At 71.4% G+C, this 23,422-nt stretch carries 12 protein-coding genes; 6 read left to right on the plus strand and 6 right to left on the minus strand.

The window, feature by feature from the left end; all coding sequences use genetic code 11:
* The first annotated feature begins 99 nt into the window (after positions 1-99).
* The 3 genes from ACZ7M2_RS34305 to ACZ7M2_RS34315 all read left to right on the plus strand — a co-directional run bounded on the left by ACZ7M2_RS34305 (position 100) and on the right by ACZ7M2_RS34315 (position 5,784).
* Positions 100-1,440 carry an ABC transporter substrate-binding protein gene (locus tag ACZ7M2_RS34305; RefSeq protein ID WP_471598613.1) on the plus strand — a complete coding sequence of 447 codons (1,341 nt, stop codon included), beginning with the start codon at positions 100-102 and terminating at the stop codon, positions 1,438-1,440.
* Between the two features lie 108 nt (positions 1,441-1,548).
* Positions 1,549-3,609, plus strand: a complete 2,061-nt coding sequence (locus tag ACZ7M2_RS34310; protein WP_471598614.1) for a beta-galactosidase — start codon at positions 1,549-1,551, stop codon at positions 3,607-3,609.
* 108 nt (positions 3,610-3,717) lie between these two features.
* The gene (locus ACZ7M2_RS34315) at positions 3,718-5,784 is read left to right on the plus strand and encodes an RICIN domain-containing protein (protein WP_471598615.1); all 2,067 of its coding nucleotides are present in this window, start codon (positions 3,718-3,720) and stop codon (positions 5,782-5,784) included.
* Positions 5,785-5,873: 89 nt separating this feature from the next.
* On the opposite strand, the gene ACZ7M2_RS34320 is transcribed toward ACZ7M2_RS34315, so the two are convergent.
* From ACZ7M2_RS34320 to ACZ7M2_RS34345, 6 genes are all read right to left on the minus strand, one after another.
* Entirely contained in the window at positions 5,874-6,521 is a 648-nt protein-coding gene (locus ACZ7M2_RS34320; RefSeq protein WP_352050057.1) for a response regulator transcription factor, read from the minus strand.
* Positions 6,518-7,783 carry a sensor histidine kinase gene (locus tag ACZ7M2_RS34325; protein ID WP_471598616.1) on the minus strand — a complete coding sequence of 422 codons (1,266 nt, stop codon included), beginning with the start codon at positions 7,781-7,783 and terminating at the stop codon, positions 6,518-6,520. The genes ACZ7M2_RS34320 and ACZ7M2_RS34325 overlap by 4 nt, the downstream gene beginning before the upstream one ends.
* Positions 7,784-7,921: 138 nt before the next feature.
* Positions 7,922-9,073, minus strand: a complete 1,152-nt coding sequence (locus ACZ7M2_RS34330; protein WP_471598617.1) for an ABC transporter substrate-binding protein — start codon at positions 9,071-9,073, stop codon at positions 7,922-7,924.
* Between the two features lie 196 nt (positions 9,074-9,269).
* A complete protein-coding gene (locus ACZ7M2_RS34335) occupies positions 9,270-9,899 on the minus strand; it encodes a DUF6629 family protein (protein ID WP_471598618.1) in 630 nt (209 codons plus the stop codon).
* A 291-nt stretch (positions 9,900-10,190) separates the two neighbouring features.
* Entirely contained in the window at positions 10,191-12,581 is a 2,391-nt protein-coding gene (locus tag ACZ7M2_RS34340) for an ATP-binding cassette domain-containing protein (protein WP_471598619.1), read from the minus strand.
* A gap of 207 nt (positions 12,582-12,788) precedes the next feature.
* Positions 12,789-13,709: a LysR family transcriptional regulator gene (locus ACZ7M2_RS34345; RefSeq protein ID WP_471598620.1), complete on the minus strand. Its 921-nt coding sequence runs from the start codon at positions 13,707-13,709 to the stop codon at positions 12,789-12,791.
* An 80-nt stretch (positions 13,710-13,789) separates the two neighbouring features.
* Here ACZ7M2_RS34345 and ACZ7M2_RS34350 point away from each other — a divergent pair, with 80 nt between their 5' ends.
* The 3 genes from ACZ7M2_RS34350 to ACZ7M2_RS34360 all read left to right on the plus strand — a co-directional run bounded on the left by ACZ7M2_RS34350 (position 13,790) and on the right by ACZ7M2_RS34360 (position 23,339).
* Positions 13,790-14,716: a DMT family transporter gene (locus ACZ7M2_RS34350; RefSeq protein ID WP_471598621.1), complete on the plus strand. Its 927-nt coding sequence runs from the start codon at positions 13,790-13,792 to the stop codon at positions 14,714-14,716.
* Positions 14,686-15,183 carry a YbaK/EbsC family protein gene (locus ACZ7M2_RS34355; RefSeq protein ID WP_471598622.1) on the plus strand — a complete coding sequence of 166 codons (498 nt, stop codon included), beginning with the start codon at positions 14,686-14,688 and terminating at the stop codon, positions 15,181-15,183. The genes ACZ7M2_RS34350 and ACZ7M2_RS34355 overlap by 31 nt, the downstream gene beginning before the upstream one ends.
* Positions 15,184-15,371: 188 nt before the next feature.
* Positions 15,372-23,339, plus strand: coding sequence for an SDR family NAD(P)-dependent oxidoreductase (locus tag ACZ7M2_RS34360; RefSeq protein ID WP_471598623.1), 7,968 nt, complete (start codon positions 15,372-15,374; stop codon positions 23,337-23,339).
* The last annotated feature ends 83 nt before the right edge of the window (positions 23,340-23,422 follow it).

A 23,422-nucleotide genomic window follows, 5' to 3' on the forward strand; every position in this document is an offset into this window, starting at 1 on the left:
CCGCCCTCAGGCCCCCACCCCCCGCAGCCTCACCTCTTTCACCCTCACCCTGTCCCACCCATGAAGAAGTCCCACCCACGAAGAAGTGGAAGCACCTCCATGCGCAGAACCACCGGCCGCCTGCTGCGCGGCTTCGCTCTCCTCTCCGTCCTCTCCCTGGGGGCTACCGCCTGCGGCGGCTCCGACGACAGCAGCTCGGGCACGAAGGCGGTCTCCGCCGCGGACATCCAGGCGGCCCTCAAGAAGGGCGGCACGGTCAACGTCTGGGCCTGGGAGCCCACACTGAAGACGGTCGCCGCCGACTTCCAGAAGAAGTACCCCAAGGTCAAGATCAACCTCGTCAGCGAGCGGTCCGGCGACAAGCACTACACCGCCCTGTCGAACGCCATCTCGGCCGGGAAGGGCGTCCCCGACGTCGCGCAGGTCGAGTACTTCGCGCTGAGTCAGTACGCCCTCACCAAGGGCCTGAGCGACCTGGCCCCCTACGGTGCCGACAAGCTCGCCGCCAAGTACACCCCGGGTCCGTGGAACGCCGTGAGCGAGGGTGACAAGGTCTACGGCCTGCCGATGGACTCCGGCCCCATGGCGATGTTCTACAACAAGAAGGTCTTCGACAAGTACAAGATCGCCGTCCCGACCACCTGGGACGAGTACGTCGACGCGGCCCGCAAGCTGCACAAGGCCGACCCCAAGGTCTACATCGCCAACGACGCCGGTGACGCGGGCTTCACCACCAGCATGCTGTGGCAGGCCGGTTCGCGCCCCTACAAGGTCGACGGCACCAAGGTGACGGTCAACTTCGGGGACGCGGGCGCCAAGAAGTACACCGACACCTGGCAGAAGCTCATCGACGAGAAGCTCGTCGCGCCCATCAACGGCTGGACCGACGACTGGTACAAGGGCCTCGGTGACGGCACCATCGCCACCCTGACCACCGGCGCGTGGATGCCCGCCAACTTCGTCTCCGGCGTGCCGAAGGCCGCCGGTGACTGGCGCGCGGCCCCGATGCCGCAGTGGACCAAGGGCGACAAGGCCAGCGCGGAGAACGGCGGCAGCTCCCTCGCCCTGCCCGCGCTGGGCAAGAACAAGGAACTCGCCTACGCGTTCGTCGAGTACGCCAACTCCGGCGACGGCGTGCAGACCCGCATCAAGCAGGGCGCCTTCCCGGCGACCAAGGCCGAGCTCCAGTCCACCGAGTTCCAGAACACCAAGTTCGACTACTTCGGCGGCCAGGAAGCCAACAAGATCTTCGCCGACTCCGCAGCCAACGTCGCCAGCGACTGGTCTTACCTGCCCTTCCAGCAGTACGCCAACTCGATCTTCAACGACACCGTCGGCAAGGCCTACATCTCCGGCACCAAGCTGGCCGACGGCCTGAAGAGCTGGCAGGACGCCTCCATCAAGTACGGCAACGAGCAGGGCTTCACCGTCTCGAAGTAGCCGGCATTCCCCTCGGGAGCCGCCGCTGAGCAGCAGGCGCTCAGCGGCGGCCGCCGGGAAGCAACCACGCACCTCGCGCCACCTCGTGCAGTAACCGGAAGGACCACCATGATCTCCACCCTCCTGTCCCAGTTGCGGCACGGGCCGGACGGTGATCCCACCCCCCGCCTCGCCTACGGCGCCGACTACAACCCGGAGCAGTGGCCTCGCGAGGTGTGGGAGGAGGACATCCGGCTCATGCAGGAGGCGGGCGTCAACATCGTCTCCGTGGCGATCTTCTCCTGGGCCCGCATCCAGCCCGCCGAGAACGAGTGGGACTTCGGCTGGCTCGACGAGGTCATGGACCTGCTGCACGCGGGAGGCATCGGGGTCGACCTGGCCACCGCCACCGCCTCCCCGCCGCCCTGGCTCAGCACGGCGCACCCGGAGATCCTTCCGGTCACCGCCTCTGGCGAGACACTGTGGCCCGGGGCGCGCCAGCACTGGCGTCCCACCTCCCCCGTCTTCCGCGAGCACGCGCTGCGCCTGGTGCGCAAGATGGCCGAGCGGTACGCGAACCATCCCGTGCTGGTCGCCTGGCACGTCTCCAACGAGCTGGGCTGCCACAACGTCTACGACTACTCCGACGACGCCGCGCGCGCATTCCGCGACTGGCTCCGCGCCCGCTACACGACGCTCGACGCCCTCAACCACGCCTGGGGCACGGCGTTCTGGTCCCAGCGCTACAGCGACTGGGAGCAGATCCTGCCGCCCCGGCTGGCCGCCTCCCACCCGAACCCCACCCAGCAGCTGGACTTCAAGCGTTTCTCCTCCGACGTGCTGAAGGACTATCTGCGCGCGGAGCGGGACGTCCTGCGCGAGCTCACGCCCGATGTTCCGGTCACCACCAACTTCATGGTGATGGGCAACACCAAGGGCATGAACTACGCGGACTGGGCCGCCGAGATCGACTTCGTCTCCAACGACCACTACGTGGTGCCCGGCCCGCAGGACCGCGACGAGCTGTCCTTCTCCGCCAACCTCGTCAGCGGCATCGCCGGCGGCCGCCCGTGGTTCCTCATGGAGCACTCCACCAGCGCCGTCAACTGGCAGCCGATCAACGTGGCCAAGCGGCCGGGCGACCTCGCCCGTGACTCGCTGGTGCACGTCGCCCACGGCGCCGACGCGGTGTGCTTCTTCCAGTGGCGGCAGTCGGCGGCCGGCGCCGAGAAGTACCACTCGGCGATGGTCCCGCACGCCGGAGCCGACAGCGAGCTGTTCCGTGCGGTGGCCGGCCTCGGACAGACCCTCAAGACCCTCGCTCCGGTCGCCGGGACCGAGCGTGAGCCGGCCCGGGTCGGCATCGTCTTCGACTGGGACTCGTGGTGGGCGAGCGAGCAGGACTCCCACCCCACCGCCGAGCTCAGCTACCGGCAAGAGGCGCTGGACTGGTACTCCGCGCTCCTCGCCCTCGGCATCCGGGCCGACGTCGTCACCACGCAGACCGAACTCGACCGCTACCAGGTCCTGATCACACCGGTGCTGCACGTCATGCCGGCCCCGCTCGCCAAGGAGCTCACCCGGTACGCCGAGAACGGCGGCCACCTGATCACCACGTACTTCTCCGGTGTCGTCGACGAGAACGACCACATCTGGCTCGGCGGCTACCCGGGCGCCCTGCGCGAGCTGCTCGGCATCCGCATCGAGGAGTTCGGCCCGCTGCTCGACGGCGAGAGCGCCGACGTCGACCTGGACGGCGTGGACAACACCGCCACGGGCACCTTGTGGACCGACCGGATCAGCGTCACCGACCCGGCGGTGGAGGTGCTGGCGCACTACCGCGGCGGCACGTACGCCGACCGCCCCGCCGTCACCCGGCGCCCGACGGGCCAGGGCTCGGCCGCGTACGTCTCCACCCGGCTCGGCACGGACGGTCTCACCACGCTGCTGCCGAAGCTGCTCGCCCCGGCCGGTGTGCACAGTGAACTGCCGGACGGCGCGCGGGGAAGCGTCGAACTGATCGTGCGCCGGAGCGCGGACAGCCGCTATCTGTTCCTGGTCAACCGGACCGACGAGACGGTGCCGCTGACCGGAGTCTCCGGAGACCTGCTGGTCGGCCGGACGGACGACGACGGCACCGTCGTCCTCGCCCCCCGGGACGTCGCCGTACTGCGGCAGCCCGCCCTCTGACAGCCCTCGAACAGCGAGCACGGCCCCCGTTCGAGGGTTAGCCGGCGTGCCCCCGCGCGGGGGCACGCCGGTCCATCGCAGCGACCACACACGAGTTGGGAGCACACGTTGGCACGGCGTACCCGCACAAGACGGCTTCTGGGAACCATCGCAGGCACCGCACTGGCCACCGGGGCAGCCCTGGTCACCGCCCCGCCCACGAGCGCGGAGACCGCGCCGGCGGCGGCCGCGTCCGTGACCGTCCGGCCGGATCCCTCGTACAAGGAGCAGAGCTTCGAGGGCTGGGGCACCAGCCTGGTCTGGTTCGCCAACGCCACCGGCAACTACCCGGCACCGATCCGCGAGAAGCTCGCCAAGCTCCTGTTCGGCGACGACGGCCTCAATCTGAACATCGCCCGCTACAACATCGGCGGCGGCAACGCGCCCGACGTCAAGAACTACCTGCGGGCCGGCGGAGCGGTCGAGGGCTGGTGGAAGGCCCCGGACGGCACCACCCGTACGGACACCGACTGGTGGAACGCCGACGACGCGGCCGACTGGAACCCGAACGCCGACGCCACCCAGCGCTGGTGGGTGGACAGGATCAAGAAGGACGTCACCCACTGGGAGACGTTCAGCAACTCGCCGCCCTGGTTCATGACCAACAGCGGCTATGTCTCCGGCGGCTTCAACTCCTCCGCCGACCAGCTCAAGTCCGACTCCGTCGACGACTTCGCCGCCTATCTGGCGGGCGCGACCAAGCGGCTGGAGAAGGCACACGGCATCAAGGTCGACACCCTCGACCCGTTCAACGAGCCGAACACGAGCTACTGGGGTACGCGCCTGGGCGCGGACGGGCAGCCGGTCGGCGGCCGCCAGGAGGGGGCGCACATCGGCCCCGAGCTCCAGCAGCAGGTGATCCGCGCGCTGGCCCCCGCCCTCGAGAAGGCGAAGACCGGCACGAAGATCTCCGCGATGGACGAGACCAACCCCGGCATCTTCACGCAGAACTGGAACTCCTACCCCCAGGACGTCCGGGACCTCGTCGGCCAGATGAACGTCCACACCTACGGCACCGGTGGCCGTACCAGCGTGCGCGACCTGGCCAAGGCGGCGGACAAGCCGCTGTGGATGAGCGAGGTCGAGGGCGACTGGGGCGACGGCCAGAGCTTCACGGACATGCGGCCGGGACTGGGCCTGGCCCAGCAGATGGTCGACGACCTGCGCGAACTCGAGCCCAAGGCCTGGGTGTTCTGGCAGCCGGTCGAGGACTACGACAACATGAAGCCGGGCGGTGAGTCCGCCAAGGGCGGCAACTGGGGCAGCATCCAGCTCCCGTTCAGCTGCACCTCCGCGGACACCCTCGCGACCTGCCCCATCTACACGAACACGAAGTTCGACACCGCCCGCAACTTCACCCACTACATCAAGCCGGGCGACCGGCTGATCAAGACCGACGACACATCCAGCGCCGCCGCGGTCTCCAAGAGCGGCAACGGGGCGACCGTCGTCCACGTCAACAGCACCACCAGCGCGCGTACGGTCACCATCGACCTGTCCAAGTTCGGCCACATCGCGCGGGGCGCGACGGTGACTCCCGTGGTGACCAGCGCCGACGGCAAGCTGGCACGCCAGACCCCCGTCACGGTCACCGACCGCCGGGCCACCTTCACCGTGCCTGCCCAGTCCGTGACCTCCTTCGTCGTCAAGGGTGTGTCGGGCGTGGCCAAGGACGCCGCTCTGCTGCAAAAGGGCCACACCTACTCCCTGACCGGCGTGCAGAGCGGCAAGGCGCTCACCGTCGCGGACGACGGCGGCAAGCTCGTCATCAAGACGGCGAGCACGGACGCGGCCACGATCACCGGCCAGCGGTGGCAGCTGCGACAGGTCAGCGGCCAGACCGGCAACCGGCAGCGGTACGTGTTCACCAACCCGGTGGAGGGCAAGCGGCTGGCCGTGCGCGACGGCGCCCCGGTCCTGGAGGCGGACACGGGACCCCGTGACACGGCCACACAGTGGATCATGTCAACGACCGGTGACGGCACCTGGACCCTCGTCAACGCCGCCACCGGAAGGGTCCTGGAGGTGGGCGGCCAGGCCACCGCCGACGGATCCGCCGTCACGATCTGGACGCCGAACTCCGGCTCCAACCAACGGTGGACGGTGTCCGACGTGACCACCGGGACCGGCTCCTAGCCCTACCGCGCCATCCCTCTCCGCGCCCGCCCATGACGGTCCGCGCGGGCGCGGAGAGGATGCCTCGGCCGCGTCGAACGCCTTGTGTGTCAGGTGAGTTCGAGCAGTCCCCTGCGCACCGCCTCCGAGACGGCCGCCGCCCGGTTGTCGACCCTGAGTTTGCGATAGACGCGCACGAGGTGGGTCTTGACCGTGGCCTCGCTGAGGTACAGCGCCTCGGCGATGGCCCGGTTGCTGCGCCCCTCGGCCAGCAGCCGGACGACCTCGATCTCGCGGTGGCTCAAGTCCTGCTCCGGATCGACCACTTGGCCGACGAGTTCGCCGACGATCGCCGCGGCGAGTCCCATGGAGCCCGCAGCCGCGGTGCGGACCGCCTGGAACAGTTCCTCCGGCGGCCCCGCCTTGAGTACGTAGCCGCGCGCGCCCGCTTCCAACGCGCGGACGACATCGGCCCGTCCGGCGTAGCTGGTCAGCATCACCACCGCCACGCCGGGCGCCCGGGCGCCGAGCCGACGGGCCGCCTCGACGCCGTCGATCCCCTGACCCGGTCCGGCGAACCGCAGATCCATCAGCACGACGTCCGGCGTCAACCCGGCCCCCAGCCGAACTGCCTCCTCGCCGCTGCCCGCCTCGGCGATCACGTCGAGATCGGGTTCACCTTCCAGCAGGGCCCGCAGTCCGGCGCGTACGACCGTGTGGTCGTCGGCGATCAGCACGCGCAGCGGTGCGGCGGTCATCGGGCGGTCGCCGGTGTGAACGACGGCTCGACCGGCCGCGGCCTGGACCGCGCGGACACCGAGGCGCGGATCCTGGTCCCTCGGCCGGGTGCGCTGCTGACGTCGAGGTCGCCCCCGCATTCACGCAGGCGTGCCCGAGCGGCCGGGAGGCCGAATCCACGGTCCGTCCGGACGGCGCCCGGCGAGCGCTCGCCCGCGAACGTGGCGGCCGGGTCGAAACCGACTCCGTCGTCGCTCACTTCGAGTTCGACGCGATCGGGGTGCCGGTGGAAGGTGACCAGCACGTTCACCGCGTGGGCGTGTTCGCGTACGTTCGCCAGGGCGTTCTGGGCGATGCGGAACAGGGTGGTGGCGGCCTGGTCGTCGAGGGCGGGCTGATGCGTTCCGAGCGAGCGGAACCGTACCCGGGCGGCGGCACCTTCCTGACGGGAACGGGCGCACAGCAGCCGCAGCGCGCCTTCGAGGCCGGCCTCGGCGACGGTGGACGGGGTCAGGTCCCGGATCATCCGGCGGGTCTCGGCGAGGTTGCTGCCCAGATCGTCGGCCACTGCACGGACACGGGTCCGTGTCACCTCCGGCCGCGCGTCCCAGTCGCGCTCGGCCGCCTGGAGCAGCATCAGGCTGCCGGCGAGTTCCTGGGCCAGGGTGTCGTGCAGATCGCGGGCGATGCGGGTGCGTTCCGCCAGTACGCCCGCCTGGCGTTGCTGCCGCGCGAGCGTGTCGCGGGTGTCCCGCAGTTCCTCGACGAGGCGCTGGCGGATCGCGGCGTCCCGCTGCTGGCCGCGATAGAGGGCGACGGTTCCCCAGACGGCCGCCACCGGAACGAGGACGACCTCCGGGTCGAACCGGCCCGTGGACTGGACGAGTGCGTCGACGAGCACGAAGGTGATCACGCCGACCGTGGCCATCGCGGAGCGGCGGCCGAGCGCGCGCAGGGCCGCACAGGCGAGTGGGACGGCACACCAGACGTAGGCCGTCGTCAGCGGTGCCGGCGCGAGGAAGACGAGGGCGGTCCACAGCAGGAGCAGCAGGGGGATCCAGAGGTGCCGGCCGAGCGGGCCGAGCCGGTCCCAGTGAGCGAGCCCGCCCGCGTACGTCACGGCCAGCAGCCCGCTGACGGTCACGATGTACCAGCACAGGGGGATCTCGAGCTGGGCGAGGCGCACGAGTCCGGCGCCGACGACGAGGAAGAAGGCGAGGTGCGAAACGTGTTCCAGGGTGGGCCGGTTGCCGCGGGCGGTCGATGGAGCGCGGTCGGGCACGGCAGATCCCCTTGGGGCGGACTGATCCAGTCGGACAGGGCGTCCGAGTCTATCCGCCGCCTGTAGGGCCCATGTGAAGAGCGGAGCCGCCGGTCTCCGTTCGGATCGGCGTACGGAGACCGGCGACCCCACCAGCGGTTACGCCCCCGGGTGCAGGCCGGGCCAGCCCGGCGTGGGGTCGCCCTTCACCTCGCCGAAGTAGAGGGCGAAGGTCTGCTTCCAGCGCTCGACGGCCGTACGGTCGGCCATGAAGCGGGGGAAGCCGTCGATGTGGGCCTCGGGGTACTCCCAGATCCGCTTCAGACCGGCCGCGGGCGTGACGTCGGTCCGTACCGACCAGCCGTTGAAGGACGCCTGCTGCTGAGTGGTGGACAGCTGCCAGTTGAGGTACAGCTTGGCGGCCGTCGTGTTCCTGGCCTGCTTGAGGATGGCGGCGCGCTGGCCCCAGGCCATGAAGGGGTGTCCGTCGGCGACGACCCACTTCGCGGGAGAGGTGGCCGGTGAGGTCAGCGTGCCCGCCGTGCCGATACCGATCGTCTTCTGCTTGCCGAAGACCGCGTCTCCCGGGGAGTTGCTGCCCCGGGCGAACCGCACGTCCTGCCGGGCGAGCGCGGCCACCCAGTCCCATCCGTACTTCTGCGCGTACAGGCTGTAGAGGTAGAGGACCGCGTCGTCGTCGTGGGGGTACGACGAGGCCATCTTCCCCTTCCGCTTCGGATCGATCAGGTCGAGCGGGGTCTTCGGGGCGTCCGCGCCGGCCTCGGCGACGTCGTACAGGAAGCTGAAGCCGATCGCGCCGATGGCGACCCAGGCGCCGTGCGGGTCCTTGAAGCCGTCGTACACCCGGGAGAATCCGGCCGGCTTGTACGACAGCAGGCGGCCCTGCTCCTTCCAGCGGGTGAAGTCCTGGAGCGTCTGCAGTTGTACGACGTCGGGGACCAGGGTGTCGGTGGCGAACTGGTTGTCGACGCGGACGTCGTGGTACTTGCTGTAGTCCACGATGAGCTTCAGGTCGATGTCCGGGAAGCGCTTGAGGAAGGCGGCCTTGGTGCCGTCTTGCTGTGTCGGGGTGTCTCCGCCGGCGTAGATGACGAGCTTGCCGCCGTCCGCCAAGGCGGCTCGGTACAGCTCGTCGAGCGTCCTGGTCTCCTCGGGCCCGCCGCCCCGCCGGGACCCGGTGGACGAGGCAGCGGCAGCGGGGCCGGCCGCGGCGCCGAACGCTCCGAGGCCGAGGGCCGCGGCACCGGCTCCGGTGGCAAGTACACGTCGTCTGCTGAGGAAACTGGACACTCTGTGGGGCCTCTCTGATGGGGGGTGAGGACCTCGGCGGGTTGAACGCGGCGCCATGGTCAGGGGCGATTCTGGCGCCGTGGAGTGAGGCCGCGCGTCATCCGTACGCAGCGGAGGACGCGCGGGCGGTGGAACCCGCGTTCAACCGATCGGTTGAACGACGCCGACCGCCGCATGGCCGCGCACGACGTGCCAGTCAGCGCCCCGCGTCCGGCCCGACCGGGCGCCGACGCACCCAGGCGAACAGCGCCACCGAACCCACCGCCGCGAACGCGCACCAGGTCGACACGAACTCCAGCTCCCACAGCACCCAGCAGATCAGCGCGCCCGTGCCCATCAGCGCCCCGAGCAGCAGAAGTCCACGGTCACCTGAGAGCAGGAGGGAGCCGACGGTGGCCAGGAGATAGCCGGCGACGAGCAGTTCGGGGTGGTTCAGGTGCACGAAGTAGCCGAGGGTGTGGCCGCGGACCTCCGCTCGCACGGGACGGGTCACGAGGGCGTACGCGAGTGCGGCGCCCGTCACGAGGCCGATCGCCAGGGGGACCGTCAGCCTGAGCCGGGCGTGCGGGGGCGCCGCGCACATCACACCGGCCGGGACCCACGCCGCGAGCAGAGGCAGCGCGATGACGGCCCAGGCCACGGTCGCCGGGCCCGTACCCCCGCCGGAGTCCCAGACCACGGACTCCACGATCTGATGCGCCCCGAGGATCAACGGCAGCGCGGCCAGCGGCAGATCACGGACCCGCCGCACCCGCGCCACACAGGCCACCCCGACCGCGCCGATCCCGACACCGGCGACCAGGTCGGCCGTCGCACTCCAACACATCGCGCCACCCGGGGGTCGGCCGTCATGTGATGACACCCTTACACCGCCCACGGTAGTCTCGCCGCCGCGCGGACTCATGCAGGCCACCCAGGCGGGCCGTCAGGGACGGCCTGTAGCGTCGCGGCATGGAGCGCTGCCCCTCACAGGCTGCCACTCTCGACCGCGGCTCGGCGTTGACGTACATCAGGTCGCGGAGTGGGGAGTTGATCCCTACGGTGTGACGCCGGACGAGTCCGGACTCACCGCATGACGGGTGTGACGGAGTCGCCATGCCCCTGCACTCCGCGTGTGTCAGGGGCCGACATAGGTCGCCAGGTGTTCACCGGTGAGGGTGGAGCGGGCTGCGACGAGGTCGGCGGGGGTGCCCTCGAAGACGAGGCGGCCGCCGTCGTGGCCGGCGCCGGGGCCGAGGTCGATGATCCAGTCGGCGTGCGCCATGACCGCCTGGTGGTGCTCGACGACAATGACCGACTTGCCGGCGTCGACGAGCCGGTCCAGCAGGCCGAGCAGCTGCTCGACATCGGCGAGGTGGAGGCCGGCGGTGGGCTCGTCGAGGACGTAGACGCCACCCTTCTCCGCCATGTGCGTGGCCAGCTTGAGGCGCTGGCGCTCGCCGCCGGAGAGGGTGGTGAGGGGCTGGCCGAGGGTCAGGTAGCCGAGGCCGACGTCGGCGAGCCGGGTCAGGATCCTGTGCGCGGCCGGTGTCGCCGCCTCACCGGCGCCGAAGAACTCCTCGGCCTCGGTCACCGACATCGCGAGCACCTCGCTGATGTCGCGGCCGCCCAGGTGGTAGTCGAGCACCGACGCCTGGAACCGCTTCCCCTCGCACTCCTCACAGGTGGTCGCGACGCCGGCCATCATCGCCAGGTCGGTGTAGATGACGCCGGCGCCGTTGCAGGTGGGGCAGGCGCCCTCGGAGTTGGCGCTGAACAGGGCCGGCTTCACACCGTTGGTCTTGGCGAACGCCTTGCGGATCGGGTCGAGCAGACCGGTGTACGTCGCCGGGTTGCTGCGCCTGGAGCCGCGGATCGCGGCCTGGTCGACCGACACCACGCCCTCGCCGGCCGGGATCGAGCCGTGCACGAGCGAACTTTTCCCGGATCCGGCGACGCCGGTGACGACGGCGAGCACCCCGAGCGGGATGTCGACGTCGACGCCCTGCAGGTTGTGCGTCCTCGCGCCGCGGATCTCCAGCGTGCCGGTGGGCTTGCGCACCGTCTCCTTGACGGCGGCCCGGTCGTCGAAGTGGCGGCCGGTGATGGTGCCACCGGTCCGCAGTCCCTCGACGGTGCCTTCGAAGCAGACGGTGCCGCCCGCCGTACCGGCGCCGGGGCCGAGGTCGACGACATGGTCGGCGATCGCGATCGTCTCCGGCTTGTGCTCCACGACGAGCACCGTGTTGCCCTTGTCCCGCAACCGCAGCAGCAGGTCGTTCATCCGCTGGATGTCATGCGGGTGCAGGCCGATGGTGGGCTCGTCGAAGACGTAGGTGACGTCGGTGAGCGAGGAGCCGAGGTGGCGGATCATCTTGACGCGCTGCGCCTCGCCGCCGGACAGCGTGCCCGCCGGCCGGTCGAGCGAAAGATAGCCGAGCCCGATCTCCACGAACGAGTCGAGGGTCTGCTGCAGCGCGGTGAGCAGCGGCGCCACCGACGGCTCGTCGAGACCGCGGACCCATTCGGCCAGGTCGCTGATCTGCATCGCGCAGGCGTCGGCGATGCTGATCCGCTTGATCTTCGACGACCGGGCCCCTTCGTTGAGCCGGGTACCGTCACACTCGGGGCAGGTGGTGAAGGTGACCGCCCGGTCCACGAACTCCCGGATGTGCGGCTGCATGCCCTCCCTGTCCTTGGCGAGCATCGACCTCTGGATCCGCGGGATCAGCCCCTCGTAGGTCATGTTGATGCCCGCGATCTTCATCCGGGTCGGCTCGCGGTACAGGAAGTCGTGCAGTTCCTTCTTGGTGAACTTGCGGATCGGCTTGTCCGGGTCGAAGAAGCCCGACTCGCTGTAGAGCCGTGAGTTCCAGCCGCCCCCCGTGTAGCCGGGGACGGTGATCGCGCCCTCGGAGAGCGTCTTGGAGTCGTCGTAGAGCTGGGTGAGGTCGAGGTCGGAGACCGAGCCACGGCCCTCGCAGCGCGGGCACATGCCGCCGGTGATGCTGAAACTGCGGCGCTCCTTCACGGTCTGTCCGCCGCGCTCCATGGTGACCGCGCCGGCTCCGCTGATCGAGGCGACGTTGAAGGAGAACGCCTTGGGCGAGCCGATGTGCGGCTTGCCGAGACGGCTGAAGAGGATGCGCAGCATCGCGTTGGCATCGGTGGCGGTGCCGACCGTGGAGCGGGGGTCGGCGCCGAGCCGCTGCTGGTCGACGGTGATCACGGTGGTCAGTCCGTCGAGGACGTCGGCCTCGGGCCGCGCCAGCGTCGGCATGAAGCCCTGCACGAAGGCGCTGTACGTCTCGTTGATCAGTCGCTGCGACTCAGCGGCGATCGTGTCGAACACCAGCGAGCTCTTGCCCGAGCCGGACACGCCGGTGAACACCGTCAGCCGACGCTTCGGGATCTCGATGCTGACGTCCTTGAGATTGTTCTCGCGCGCGCCGTGCACGCGGATCAGATCGTGGCTGTCGGCAACGTGCGGCGCAGGCGACTGCGTGTCCGTCCTCGGGGCCATGCTCATCATGTCTCCATCTGTCGAGTGGGGCCGCCTTCGCGGACTCCGCCGGCGTCGCCTGGCTGGATCTGGCCAGCTCCGAGGGTAACGTCTGCACTTTCCCGTGTCGGAGCGTTCGCGGTAGCGGTCGCTGCCGACCTGGCCGTCACGCTAGCCGCGGCTCGCCCGCCGGCGCTTCTCGAATCCTGACCGGTCCGGTCGCGGGCGTCGCTTTCACGCCGGAACCGCGCTGCCGTCCCGCCGCTGGATCGTCGCCGCTGCCCGGTGGAGTTCGGTGAGCACCGTGCGTACGGCTCTTCGTGCCGCGCGTTCGGGGCGGTGGAGCACGTCGATGTGGCGCCGGGTGTGCACGCCGCTGAGAGGTCTGAGGACGAGTGCGGGGTGTGGGCGCGTGGTCCAGCGGGGCATGAGGGCCAGGCCACCTCCGGCGGCGACGACCTCGGCGACGACGGAGAATTCGTTGATGCGATGGACGATGTCGAGCCGTCGGTTCGCGGCGCTCGCTATGGCGTCGATGGTGGCCATGAGCGGGAACCCGTCGTGAACGGTGATCCAGGGTTGGTCCGCGACGTCGCGCGGGGTCAGACGTCGTTTGGCGGTCAGGGGGTGGCCGGCCGGCAGGGCGACGTCCAGCGGTTCACGCAACAGCGTGTCGGCGGTGACCGTGTCCGGCCACGGCGGCGCCTGGTCGAGACGGTGGGCGAGTACGAGGTCGTAGTCCCGGGTCAGTCCGGGGAAGTGGTCCTGCGCGACGTCCTCGTCGGCGAGCGAGAGCCGCGGGCGTCCAGGTCCTGCCTGGCCGAGCAGCAGGAGCGGGAAGAACGCGGAGGCCGCGCTGTGGAAGGCCGCCACCGATACGCCCGCGTCCGGCTGGTCGACGAACTCGTCGATCGCGTGCCGAGCCGTGGCCATCGCGGTCTCCACCTCGATCGCGGCACGGGCCAGGGCCTGCCCGGCATCGGTGAGCACCAGCCGTCGGCCGTCACGTTCGGTGAGAGGGACCGGGATCGAGCGTTGCAGCAGCCGCAACTGCTGGGAGATGGCCGAAGGCGTCATCAAGAGCGCCTCGGCGGTGGCGGTGACGCTTCCCGACTCGCCGAGCTCACGCAAGATCTGCAACTGCCGCTCGTTCACGTGCTCAGTGTAGTGATGCTTCAGGTTCGCTGAAGAACAACGTTCTTGGCTTCAGGGTGGGAACAGTGCAGCGTAGGGGCGTGTTCCACACCCGCCGCACTGACGCAGTGCTTCTCCTTGTCGCCATCGTCTGGGGTTCCAGCTACCTGGCCGCTAAGACGGCCACCCATGCCCTGCCGGTCCTGGTGGTGCTGTTCGCGCGGTACGCGATCTCCGCGATCGCCTGCCTCGCCCTCGTCGCCGCCCGCCGTCGCAAGGAGCGCTGCACGCGCGACGAAGTACGTGTCGGGACTGTGCTGGGGATCACTCAGGCCACCGTCCTGGTTCTGGAGACGTACGGTGTCGCGCACACCAGCGCGGCCAACGCCGGACTGATCATCAGCCTCACCATCGTGCTCACCCCGCTGCTGGACCGCACGACGGACAACGGACGGCTGCCGCCGCGCTTCTTCGCCGCCACGGGTGTGTGCCTGGTGGCCGTCACCCTGCTCATGTCCGGCAGCGGCTTCCACACTCCCGGGACCGGCGACCTGCTGATGCTCGCCGCCGCGGTGGTGCGCGCGGCGCATGTCGCGCTCGTGGGGCGGCTCACGAAGGGCCGCGTCGTGCGGCCGTTGCAGCTCACGGCCGTCCAGACGGGGGTCGGCTCAGCGCTGTTCGTCGTGCCCGCCGCGAGCGCCCTGCCGACGCTGACTCGGGTCGATGCCGCGGTCTGGGGCCAGCTCGTGTATCTCGCCCTGTTCTGCAGCGTGTTCGCCTTCCTCGCCCAGACCTGGGCGGTGCAGAAGAGCTCCGCCAGCCGGGCCAGTCTGCTGCTGGGCACCGAACCGGTCTGGGCGGTCGTGGTGGGCGTCTGCCTCGGCGGCGAAGGGTTCACCGTCCTCGCCGCCCTCGGCGCCGCGCTCATGGTCACCGGAACGTACTGGGGACAGCACATCGAACGTACCCACCGCACCACTCACATCGAGGAGTCCCCATGTCGGACAACGGCACCTACGAGCGTCTGATCGGCCTGCTCGACAGCACCGCGACCTCGTACGAACTCATTGACCACGAACCGGAAGGCACCACCGAGAAGGTCAGCGCACTGCGCGGGCACCCGGTGTCCGAAGCCGCCAAGTGCCTCGTCCTGATGGTCAAGATCGACCGGCGGGTCACTCGCCACGTGCTCGCGGTCGTCCCCGGGGACCGGCGTGTGGACCTCGACGCCGTCCGTACGCTGTTCGCGGCCCGCTACGTCGGATTCTGCGACGCTGCCACGGCGGAGCGACTGGCCCATGCCGTCCCCGGCACCGTTCTGCCCTTCAGCTTCGACCCCGGACTCGAACTCGTCGCGGATCCGGACGTCGTCGCGCGTCCGTGCCTCTACTTCAACGCCGCCCGCCTTGATCGTTCGCTGGCCATGTCCGGGGCGGACTACGCCAGGCTCGCCGAGCCGCGTGTCGAACGCATCGCCGGTCCGGGCTCGGACTGAACCAGAAGGCCCCGCCTCCGGAATGTCGGAGGCGGGATGGTTGGGAGGCGGGATGGTGTGGAGCGGCGGCCGACGCGCCGCCGGATCGCAGCGCTGCTGAACGGGGGTTCGGCTGACGTACGGTTACGGCGAATGGTCTGCGGTCGAAGTCGTAGGGGTGGGAAATGGCCCAGTTCCAGGCTGAGTTGATGCGTGCGTTGCCCGGCACTCTGAGGGAGCACTCGGCTCGGCGGGGAGGCAGGACCGCCTACGAGGACGGCCGCCGCGCCGTCACCTACCGGGAGTTGGAGGAGCGCACCGGTCGGCTGGCGGGGCATCTGGCGCGGCTCGGGGTGCGGCGCGGGGAGCGGGTCGCGATCCATCTGGGCAATCGGGTGGAGCTCGTGGAGAGCTTTCTCGGGGTGCTGCGGGCCGGGGCCATCGGCGTGCTGCTGAACCCCGGTGCGTCGAACGAGGAGCTGGGGTATTTCCTCGACGACAGCGGCGCGGTCCTGGTGATCACCGAGGAGTCGCTCGCCCCCCGGGTCGCCCGACTGGCGGCCGGGCGGCCCGAGTTACGGGTGGCCGTCGTCGGCACGGGCGACCTGCCCGTCGACCCGTTCGCCCTCGAGGACCTGCCCGCCGACGCGCTCGCCTTCGAGGACCTGGCCGGGACGGATCCTGGTGTGTCGCCCCGGGACGACCTCGGTCTCGACGATCCGGCGTGGATTCTCTACACCTCGGGCACGACCGGGGAGAGCAAGGGCGTGGTCTCCACCCAGCGTGCCGCCCTGTGGTCGGTGACGGCGGCCTACGTGCCGGCGCACGGGCTGCGGGAGGAGGACCGACTGCTGTGGCCCCTGCCCATGTTCCACGCCTACGCGCACTCGCTGTGCCTGATGGGAGTGATCGCGGTCGGTGCGAGCGCGCGCCTCCTCGCCCCGGGGGCGAGCGTCGCCCAGGCGCTGGCCGCCGAGCCGTTCACCCTTCTGGCCGGGGTGCCCGCCACCTATCGCCTTCTGCTGGAGTCGCTGCGGGAGACGGCGGCCCCGGTGTCCTCGTCGCTGCGCCTGTGCGTCACCGGGGGCGCACCCTGTCCCCCTGAGTTGAAGGCGGAGGTCGGCCGTGTCCTGGCCGCTCCCCTGCTCGACGGCTACGGCTCCACGGAGACCTGTGGGAAGATCGCGGTCCAGCGGCTCGACGGACCCCGTGACGACGCCTCCAGCGGACCTCCATTGCCGGGGCTCTCGGTGCGGCTGACCGATCCGTCCACCGGTGCCGAGGTCACCGACGGGGCCGACGGGGAGATCTGGGTCCGCGGCCCCGGACTGATGACGGGCTATCACCATCGTCCGGACGCCACGGCGAAGGCGTTCTCCGAAGGTTGGTACCGCACCGGGGACCTGGGCCGGCTCGGCGCCAACGGCCATCTCCATGTCACCGGCCGGGTCAAGGAACTCATCATCCGGGGCGGGGAGAACATCAACCCGTCCGAGGTCGAACATGTGCTGCTGGCCCGTCCCGACATCGCCGACGCCGCTGTCGTCGGCCGACGGCACGACGTGCTGGGCGAGGTGCCCGTCGCCTTCGTCGTCCCGGGACCGGACGGGTTCGACACGGCGCGGGCGCTCGCCGACTGCCGGGAGCGGCTGTCCGGGTTCAAGGTGCCGGACGAGATCTACCCGACCCCCGTCATCCCCCGTACGCCCTCCGGCAAAATCCTCCGGCCGGCGCTCGCCGAGCAGTTGACGGAGCGGCTCGCCACCGAACGCGCGGCCGCGTCCTCGGCGCTGCGTGAGCGGCTGACGGCCGCGTCCGACGCCGTACTGGACCTGGTACTCGACGAGACCGCCCGCGCCCTCGACGTCCCCGCGCAGTCGCTCGATCCCGCACTCCCCTTCACGGCACAGGGACTCACCTCGCTCGGCGGTGTGCTGTTGCGCGACCGGCTGGGCACGGCGACCGGTCTCGAGCTGCCGGCGACGCTGGTGTTCGACCATCCCACGCCGGCTGCCGCGGCGGCCTTGGTGCGCGACACGCTGCGCGGCGACCGCAGGCCCGCCGCCGCGCGCACATCCGGCGGCGGACCCCGCGTCGAGCCCGGGGAACCCAGGGAGCCCATCGCCGTCGTGGCCATGGCGTGCCGCTATCCGGGGGGCGTGGAGTCCCCGGAGGATCTGTGGCGGCTCGTCGCGGACGGCACCGACGCGACCTCGGACTTCCCCACCGACCGTGGCTGGAACACGGCCGACCTGTACGATCCCGACCCCGACCGGCCCGGCACCTCCCTCACCCGCAGGGGCGGCTTCCTGCACCGGGCGGCCGACTTCGACGCGGCCTTCTTCAACATGTCGCCGCGCGAGGCACTGGCCACCGACCCTCAGCAACGGCTGCTGCTGGAGACCGGCTGGGAGCTGCTGGAACGGGCGGGCCTCGACCCGTCCGGGCTGCGCGGCAGCGACACCGGTGTCTTCATCGGCGTGATGCACGCCGACTACGGCCGCCGCCTCCTGCAGCGCGGCGGACACGAACTGGAGGCCCATCTCGCCCTCGGTTCGGCGGGCAGCGTCGCCTCCGGCCGGATCGCCTACACGCTGGGGCTGCGCGGGCCCGCCGTGACGGTGGACACCGCGTGTTCGTCGTCACTGGTGGCGATGCACACGGCCGTACGGTCCCTGCGCGACGGCGAGTGCTCGCTGGCCGTCGCGGGCGGGGTCACGGTCATGGCCTCGCCCGGCCCGTTCATCGCGTTCAGCAGGCTGCGCGGGCTGGCACCGGACGGGCGCTGCAAACCCTTCTCCGCGGCGGCCGACGGCACCGCCTGGGGCGAGGGCGTGGGGCTGGTTCTGCTGGAACGGCTGTCCGACGCGCGACGCAACGGTCATCCGGTCCTGGCCGTGCTGCGCGGCTCGGCCGTCAACTCCGACGGTGCGTCCAACGGGCTGACCGCCCCCAACGGGCCCGCGCAGCAAAGGGTGATCCACGCGGCCCTCGCCGACGCGGGACTGTCTCCGGCGGACGTGGACACGGTGGAGGCGCACGGCACGGGCACCGCGCTCGGCGATCCGATCGAGGCGCAGGCGCTGCTGGCCACGTACGGGCAGGACCGGGCCGCCCAACGTCCGCTGTGGCTGGGCTCGTTGAAGTCGAACGTCGGACACACCCAGGCGGCGGCCGGGGTGGGCGGTGTCATCAAGACCGTACTGGCGATGCACCACGAACGACTCCCGCGCACGCTGCACGCCGACGAACCGTCGCCACGGGTGGACTGGTCGTCGGGCGCCGTACGGCTGCTGACCCGGGACGAGGAGTGGCGGCCCGAGCCCGGGCGGCCCCGACGGGCGGCGGTGTCGGCGTTCGGCATCGGCGGGACCAACGCGCACGTGATCCTGGAGGAGGCCGAGGCGGGCACGGTCGCCGCGGCACCCTCCCGGCGCGGCGCGGCGACACCGCCGCTGCTCCTGACCGGGGCGAATGCGGCCGCGCTGCGGGCGCAGGCCGCACGGACCGCGGCCGTACTGCGGGAGTGCCCCGAACTCGCCCTGGTCGACGTGGCGTTCACTCATGCCACCGCCCGGACCGCACTCCCCCACCGAGCCGCCGTCGCCGCCGACGACCGCGCGGGGACGCTGAGTGCCCTGGACGCCCTGGCGGCGACCGCGGCGTCCCGCCCGGCGGACTCCGCCGGCCGGTCCGCCCTGCTGTTCACCGGTCAAGGAGCCCAGCACCCAGGAATGGGCCGGGAGTTGTGTGAAGCCTTCCCGGTCTTCGCCGACAGCTTCAACACCTTGTGCGACCTCTTCGACGCGCATCTGGAACGCCCGTTGCGCTCGGTGCTCTGGGACACCGCCGAGAGCGCGCTGCTGGATCGTACGGACTTCGCCCAGGCGGCCCTGTTCACCTTCGAGGTGTCCGCCTTCCGGCTGCTGGAGTCCTGGGGCGTACGGCCGGACTTCCTGGCCGGTCACTCGATCGGCGAGGCGGCGGCGGCGCACGCCGCGGGCGTCCTGTCGGAGCGGGACGCCGTCGAACTGGTCTCGGCCCGGGGTCGGTTGATGCGGGAACTGCCTCAGGGCGGAGCCATGGTAGCGCTCGACGCCACCGAGGCGGAGGTGACCCGCGAGCTGACCGACGGGACCGCCATCGCTGCCGTGAACGGCCCGCGGGCGGTCGTGGTCTCCGGCGTGGAGGAGCCCGTCCTCGCGCTCGCCCGGCGCTTCGCCGCGCTCGGGCGCCGCACGGTCCGGCTGCGGGTCAGCCATGCCTTCCACTCCCCGCTCATGGACCCGATGCTCGCCGAATTCGGCCGTGTCGTCGGCAGATTGACGTACGGTCAGGCCCGCATTCCGGTGGTGTCGGGGCTGACGGGACGCCCGGCCGCCGGAGAGGAGTTGCGGTCGGCCGAGTACTGGGTACGGCACGCCCGCGAGGCCGTGCGGTTCGGGGACGCCCTGCGCTGGCTGGCGTACGACGGGCGGGTGACCGCGTTCGCCGAGATCGGGCCGGACGCGCACCTCACGACCCAGGCCACGACAGCTCTGGCCGAGAGCGGCAAGGACCCGCTGTTCACGGCCGCCGCCCGGCGGGGCGCCCCGGAGCCGCGAACGCTGTTCGACGCGCTCGGTCGACTCCATGTCCACGGTGTGCCGGTGGACTGGCGACGGGTGTACGCGGACAGCGGCGCCCGGTGGGTGGACCTGCCGACCTACCCCTTCCAGCGGCAGCGCTACTGGCTGTCCGAGCCCACCACCGACACGGCAGCCGATGCGGGCCATCCGCTGCTCACCCAGCCGGTGACCGTGCCGGGCACGGAGCGTGTGCTGTGCGGTGGCCGGCTGTCCGGCGCGGCCCAGCCGTGGTTGCGCGACCATGTCGTGGGCGGCCACACCCTGGTGCCCGGGGCCGCGTTCGCCGATCTGGTGCTCCACGCCGGTGACGCGTGCGGTGTCGCCGTACTGGAGGATCTCGCCCTTCTCACCCCGCTGTTCCTCCCCACCGCCGACGACGAGGGGATCCAGGTCCAGGTGGCCCTGGGAGAGCCGGACGGTGCCGGGCGGCGCACGGCGGACGTGTACGCGCGGCCGGAGGAGTCCGGTGCGCTCGGCGCCTGGACGCACCATGCGACCGGTCGGCTCGGACCCGCGGTTCCGGGTGCGCTGGAGCGCCCGACCCCGTTCGGCGCGTGGCCGCCGCCCGATGCCACGCCCGTGGATCTCACCGGCGCCTACGAACGGCTGGCCGCCACCGGTCTCGCGTACGGGTCGGCGTTCCGTGGAGTCACGGCCCTGTGGCGGCGAGGCGAGGAGTTGTTCGCCGAAGTCGGCCCGGTGTCACTCCCGGAGGCCAGGCGTCACGCCCTCCACCCGGCGCTGCTGGACGCCGCCCTGCATGCGGGACTGCTTGCCGAACCGCCCTGCGGACCGGCCCGACTCCCGTTCGCCTGGCAGGGCCTGACGCTGCACGCGGCCGGGGCCACGGCGCTGCGCGTACGCATCAGGAACACCGGCCCGGACACGGTCGGCCTCGACCTCGCCACGCCCTCGGGTGCGCCCGTGGCCCGGCTGGAGTCGATGACGACCCGACCTGTGCCGAAGGAGGGTGTCGCCCCGGTCGGAGAGCTGTACAAGCTGCGGTGGACCGGCGTTCCGGCTGTCGGCGAGGGACCTGCCGTCGCGGTGGAGGAACCCGACGACCTGGGGCTGGCCGCATTCCTGCCGCAGCGGGACACGGCGTCCCCGTCTGCGGACGCTCAGGAGGTGGTCGTGGTGTCCTTGTCCGCCCGCGCCGACGAGGGGACCGACCCCGCCGCCGCGGCCCACGCGCTGGCCGTACGCGCACTGGATCCGCTGCGTGCGCGGCTCGCCGGTTCCGGGCGGCTGGCCGTGGTCACGCGTGGCGCCGCCGATGCGGCACCGGACCTGCCCGTCGCGACGGTCTGGGGGTTGCTGCGGGCCGCGCAGGCCGAGTACCCCGGTCGCCTCACGCTCGTGGATGTGGACGGCCGGCCCGAGTCGCTACGGGTACTGCCTGCCGCCCTCGGCACAGGCGAACCCCAACTGGCCATCCGGGACGGCTTGCTGAGTGTCCCTCGGCTCGTGACCACTCCCGGGGCGGCGGCGGACGGCTCCCTCGGCCGGGGCACCGTCTTGGTCACGGGCGGCACCGGCTCCCTGGGCGCGCTGCTGGCCCGGCATCTGGTCGATCGGCACGGCGTACGGCATCTCGTGCTCGTCAGCCGACAGGGAGAGCGGGCGCGGGGGGCGCAGGCTCTGCGCTCCGCGCTCGAAGGCGCCGGGGCGCGGGTGGACCTGGTGGCCTGTGACATCACCGTGCGGGATCAACTGACGTCCCTCATCAAGGAGTTCGGGCCCGACCTCAGCACCTTGGTGCATGCGGCCGGGGTCCTGGACGACGGCGTGCTGGAAGCGATGACCCCCGAGCGGCTGGCGGCCGTACTGCGTCCGAAGGCCGACGCGGCCTGGCAACTGCACGAGCTCACGAAGGATCTGCCGCTGTCGCAGTTCGTACTGTTCTCCTCGGCCGCCGGGCTGCTGGGCAATCCCGGCCAGGCCAACTACGCGGCAGCGAACTCCTTCCTGGACGCACTGGCCCGTCACCGCACCGCCCTCGGCCTGCCCGCGCTGTCCCTGGCCTGGGGCCCTTGGGCCGACGACGACGGGATGGCGGCGCGCGCGGGCCGGGTGCACGGCGGGGCGGTGCGCGCGGTCTCCCCGGAACAGGCGCTGGCACTGTTCGACGCAGCGCTCGGCGGCTCGGAGTCGGTCCTCGCACCGCTGCCGCTGGACCGCTCGCCGGCAGCGCTGCCCCCCGGGACACCGGTTCCGCCGCCGCTGCGGGGGCTGCTGCGCCCTGCCCGGCCGACGGCCTCGTCCGCGGCGGTTGACGGAGTGGTGAGCGGGAGGGAAGAGGGGGTGGTGGAGCCGGAGGGTGTCGCCGGGGCCTGGCGGGAGCACCTCGCGGCACTGCCGTCGTCCGAGCGGGCGCCCGCCCTGGTGGAACTGGTCCGGGCCGAGGTCGCCACGGTGCTCGGGCATGCGCAGGCCGAGGCCGTCGACCGGGACTTCCCAGAGCTGGGTCTCGACTCGCTGATGAGCGTCCTGCTGCGCAACCGGCTGAGCCTGCTCGCCGGGATCCCGCTGGCGACCACCGTCGCGTACGACTGGCCGAGCGCGGAGCAGCTCGCGGATCACGTGTACGCCGAGCTGAGTGGCGCCCTGGCCGACGACGCCGCTGCCGCCGGGCCGCCGGAGGGCGATCGGCGTCATGAACCGACCCGCCCCGACGTCCCGACGGTTGAGCGCCGGCGCGCAACCGGCAGGTCGCTGCCGACCCTCTACCGGCGGGTCTGCGAGACGGGCGACGTCGTCTCCGCGATGCACCTCCTCGTGAGCGCGTCCCTCGCCGCACCCACCTTCGGCCACGACGAGAGTGCCCTGCACGCGATACCGCCGCTGCGACTGGCCTCGGGAGCGGACGGTCCGGCACTCGTCTGTGTTCCCGGCTTCGCCACCAACCTCGGTCGGCCCTGGTACGCGGGGCTCGCCGCCCCCTTCGACGGCGAGCGGGACGTCTTCGAACTGCGCCACCCCGGCGTCGACACCGGAGTCGCCGTGGCGCGGGACCTGGAGACGCTGGCCGCACTGCACGCCACGACCGTCCGGCGGCACCTCGGCGACCACCCCTACATCGTCGTGGGCCACTCCATGGGCGGTTCGGCCGCCCACGCGCTCACTGCCCGGCTGGCAGCCGACGGCGCGCCCCCGGCCGGACTCGTGCTGGTGGACTCGTACCACGTCACCCCCGATCGGGAAGCCGAGCCCTGGCTGCTGGCGATGCCCGCCCGGATCCCCGCGGCCGTCGGCGAGCGGTTCGACAGCGTGGTGGACGATCTGACCTTGCTGGCGCTGGGCGCGTACACCCGTATGTTCCGTGGCTGGGACCCTCGACCCACGCAGGTTCCCACCCTGTTGGTGCGCGCCTGCGAGCCACTGCCGGACATGCCGCAACGGTGGCGGTCGTCCTGGCCGCTCCCCCACGACACGGTGGACGCCCCCGGCAGCCATCTCGGTGTGCTGGAGGAGAACGCCCCGACGACGGCCCGGGCCGTGCGCGAGTGGATCGACGCGCTCGCTCCGGGCCGAGGAAGGACCACATGAGCGCCGCGACGGGTTTCGTCGCCCGTCGCGGTCTGCCCGAACGGGCACGTGACCTTGCCTCTGCTCCTCCTGAAGTCCGGCGG

The sequence above is a fragment of the Streptomyces sp. NPDC111507 genome (assembly GCF_055638955.1).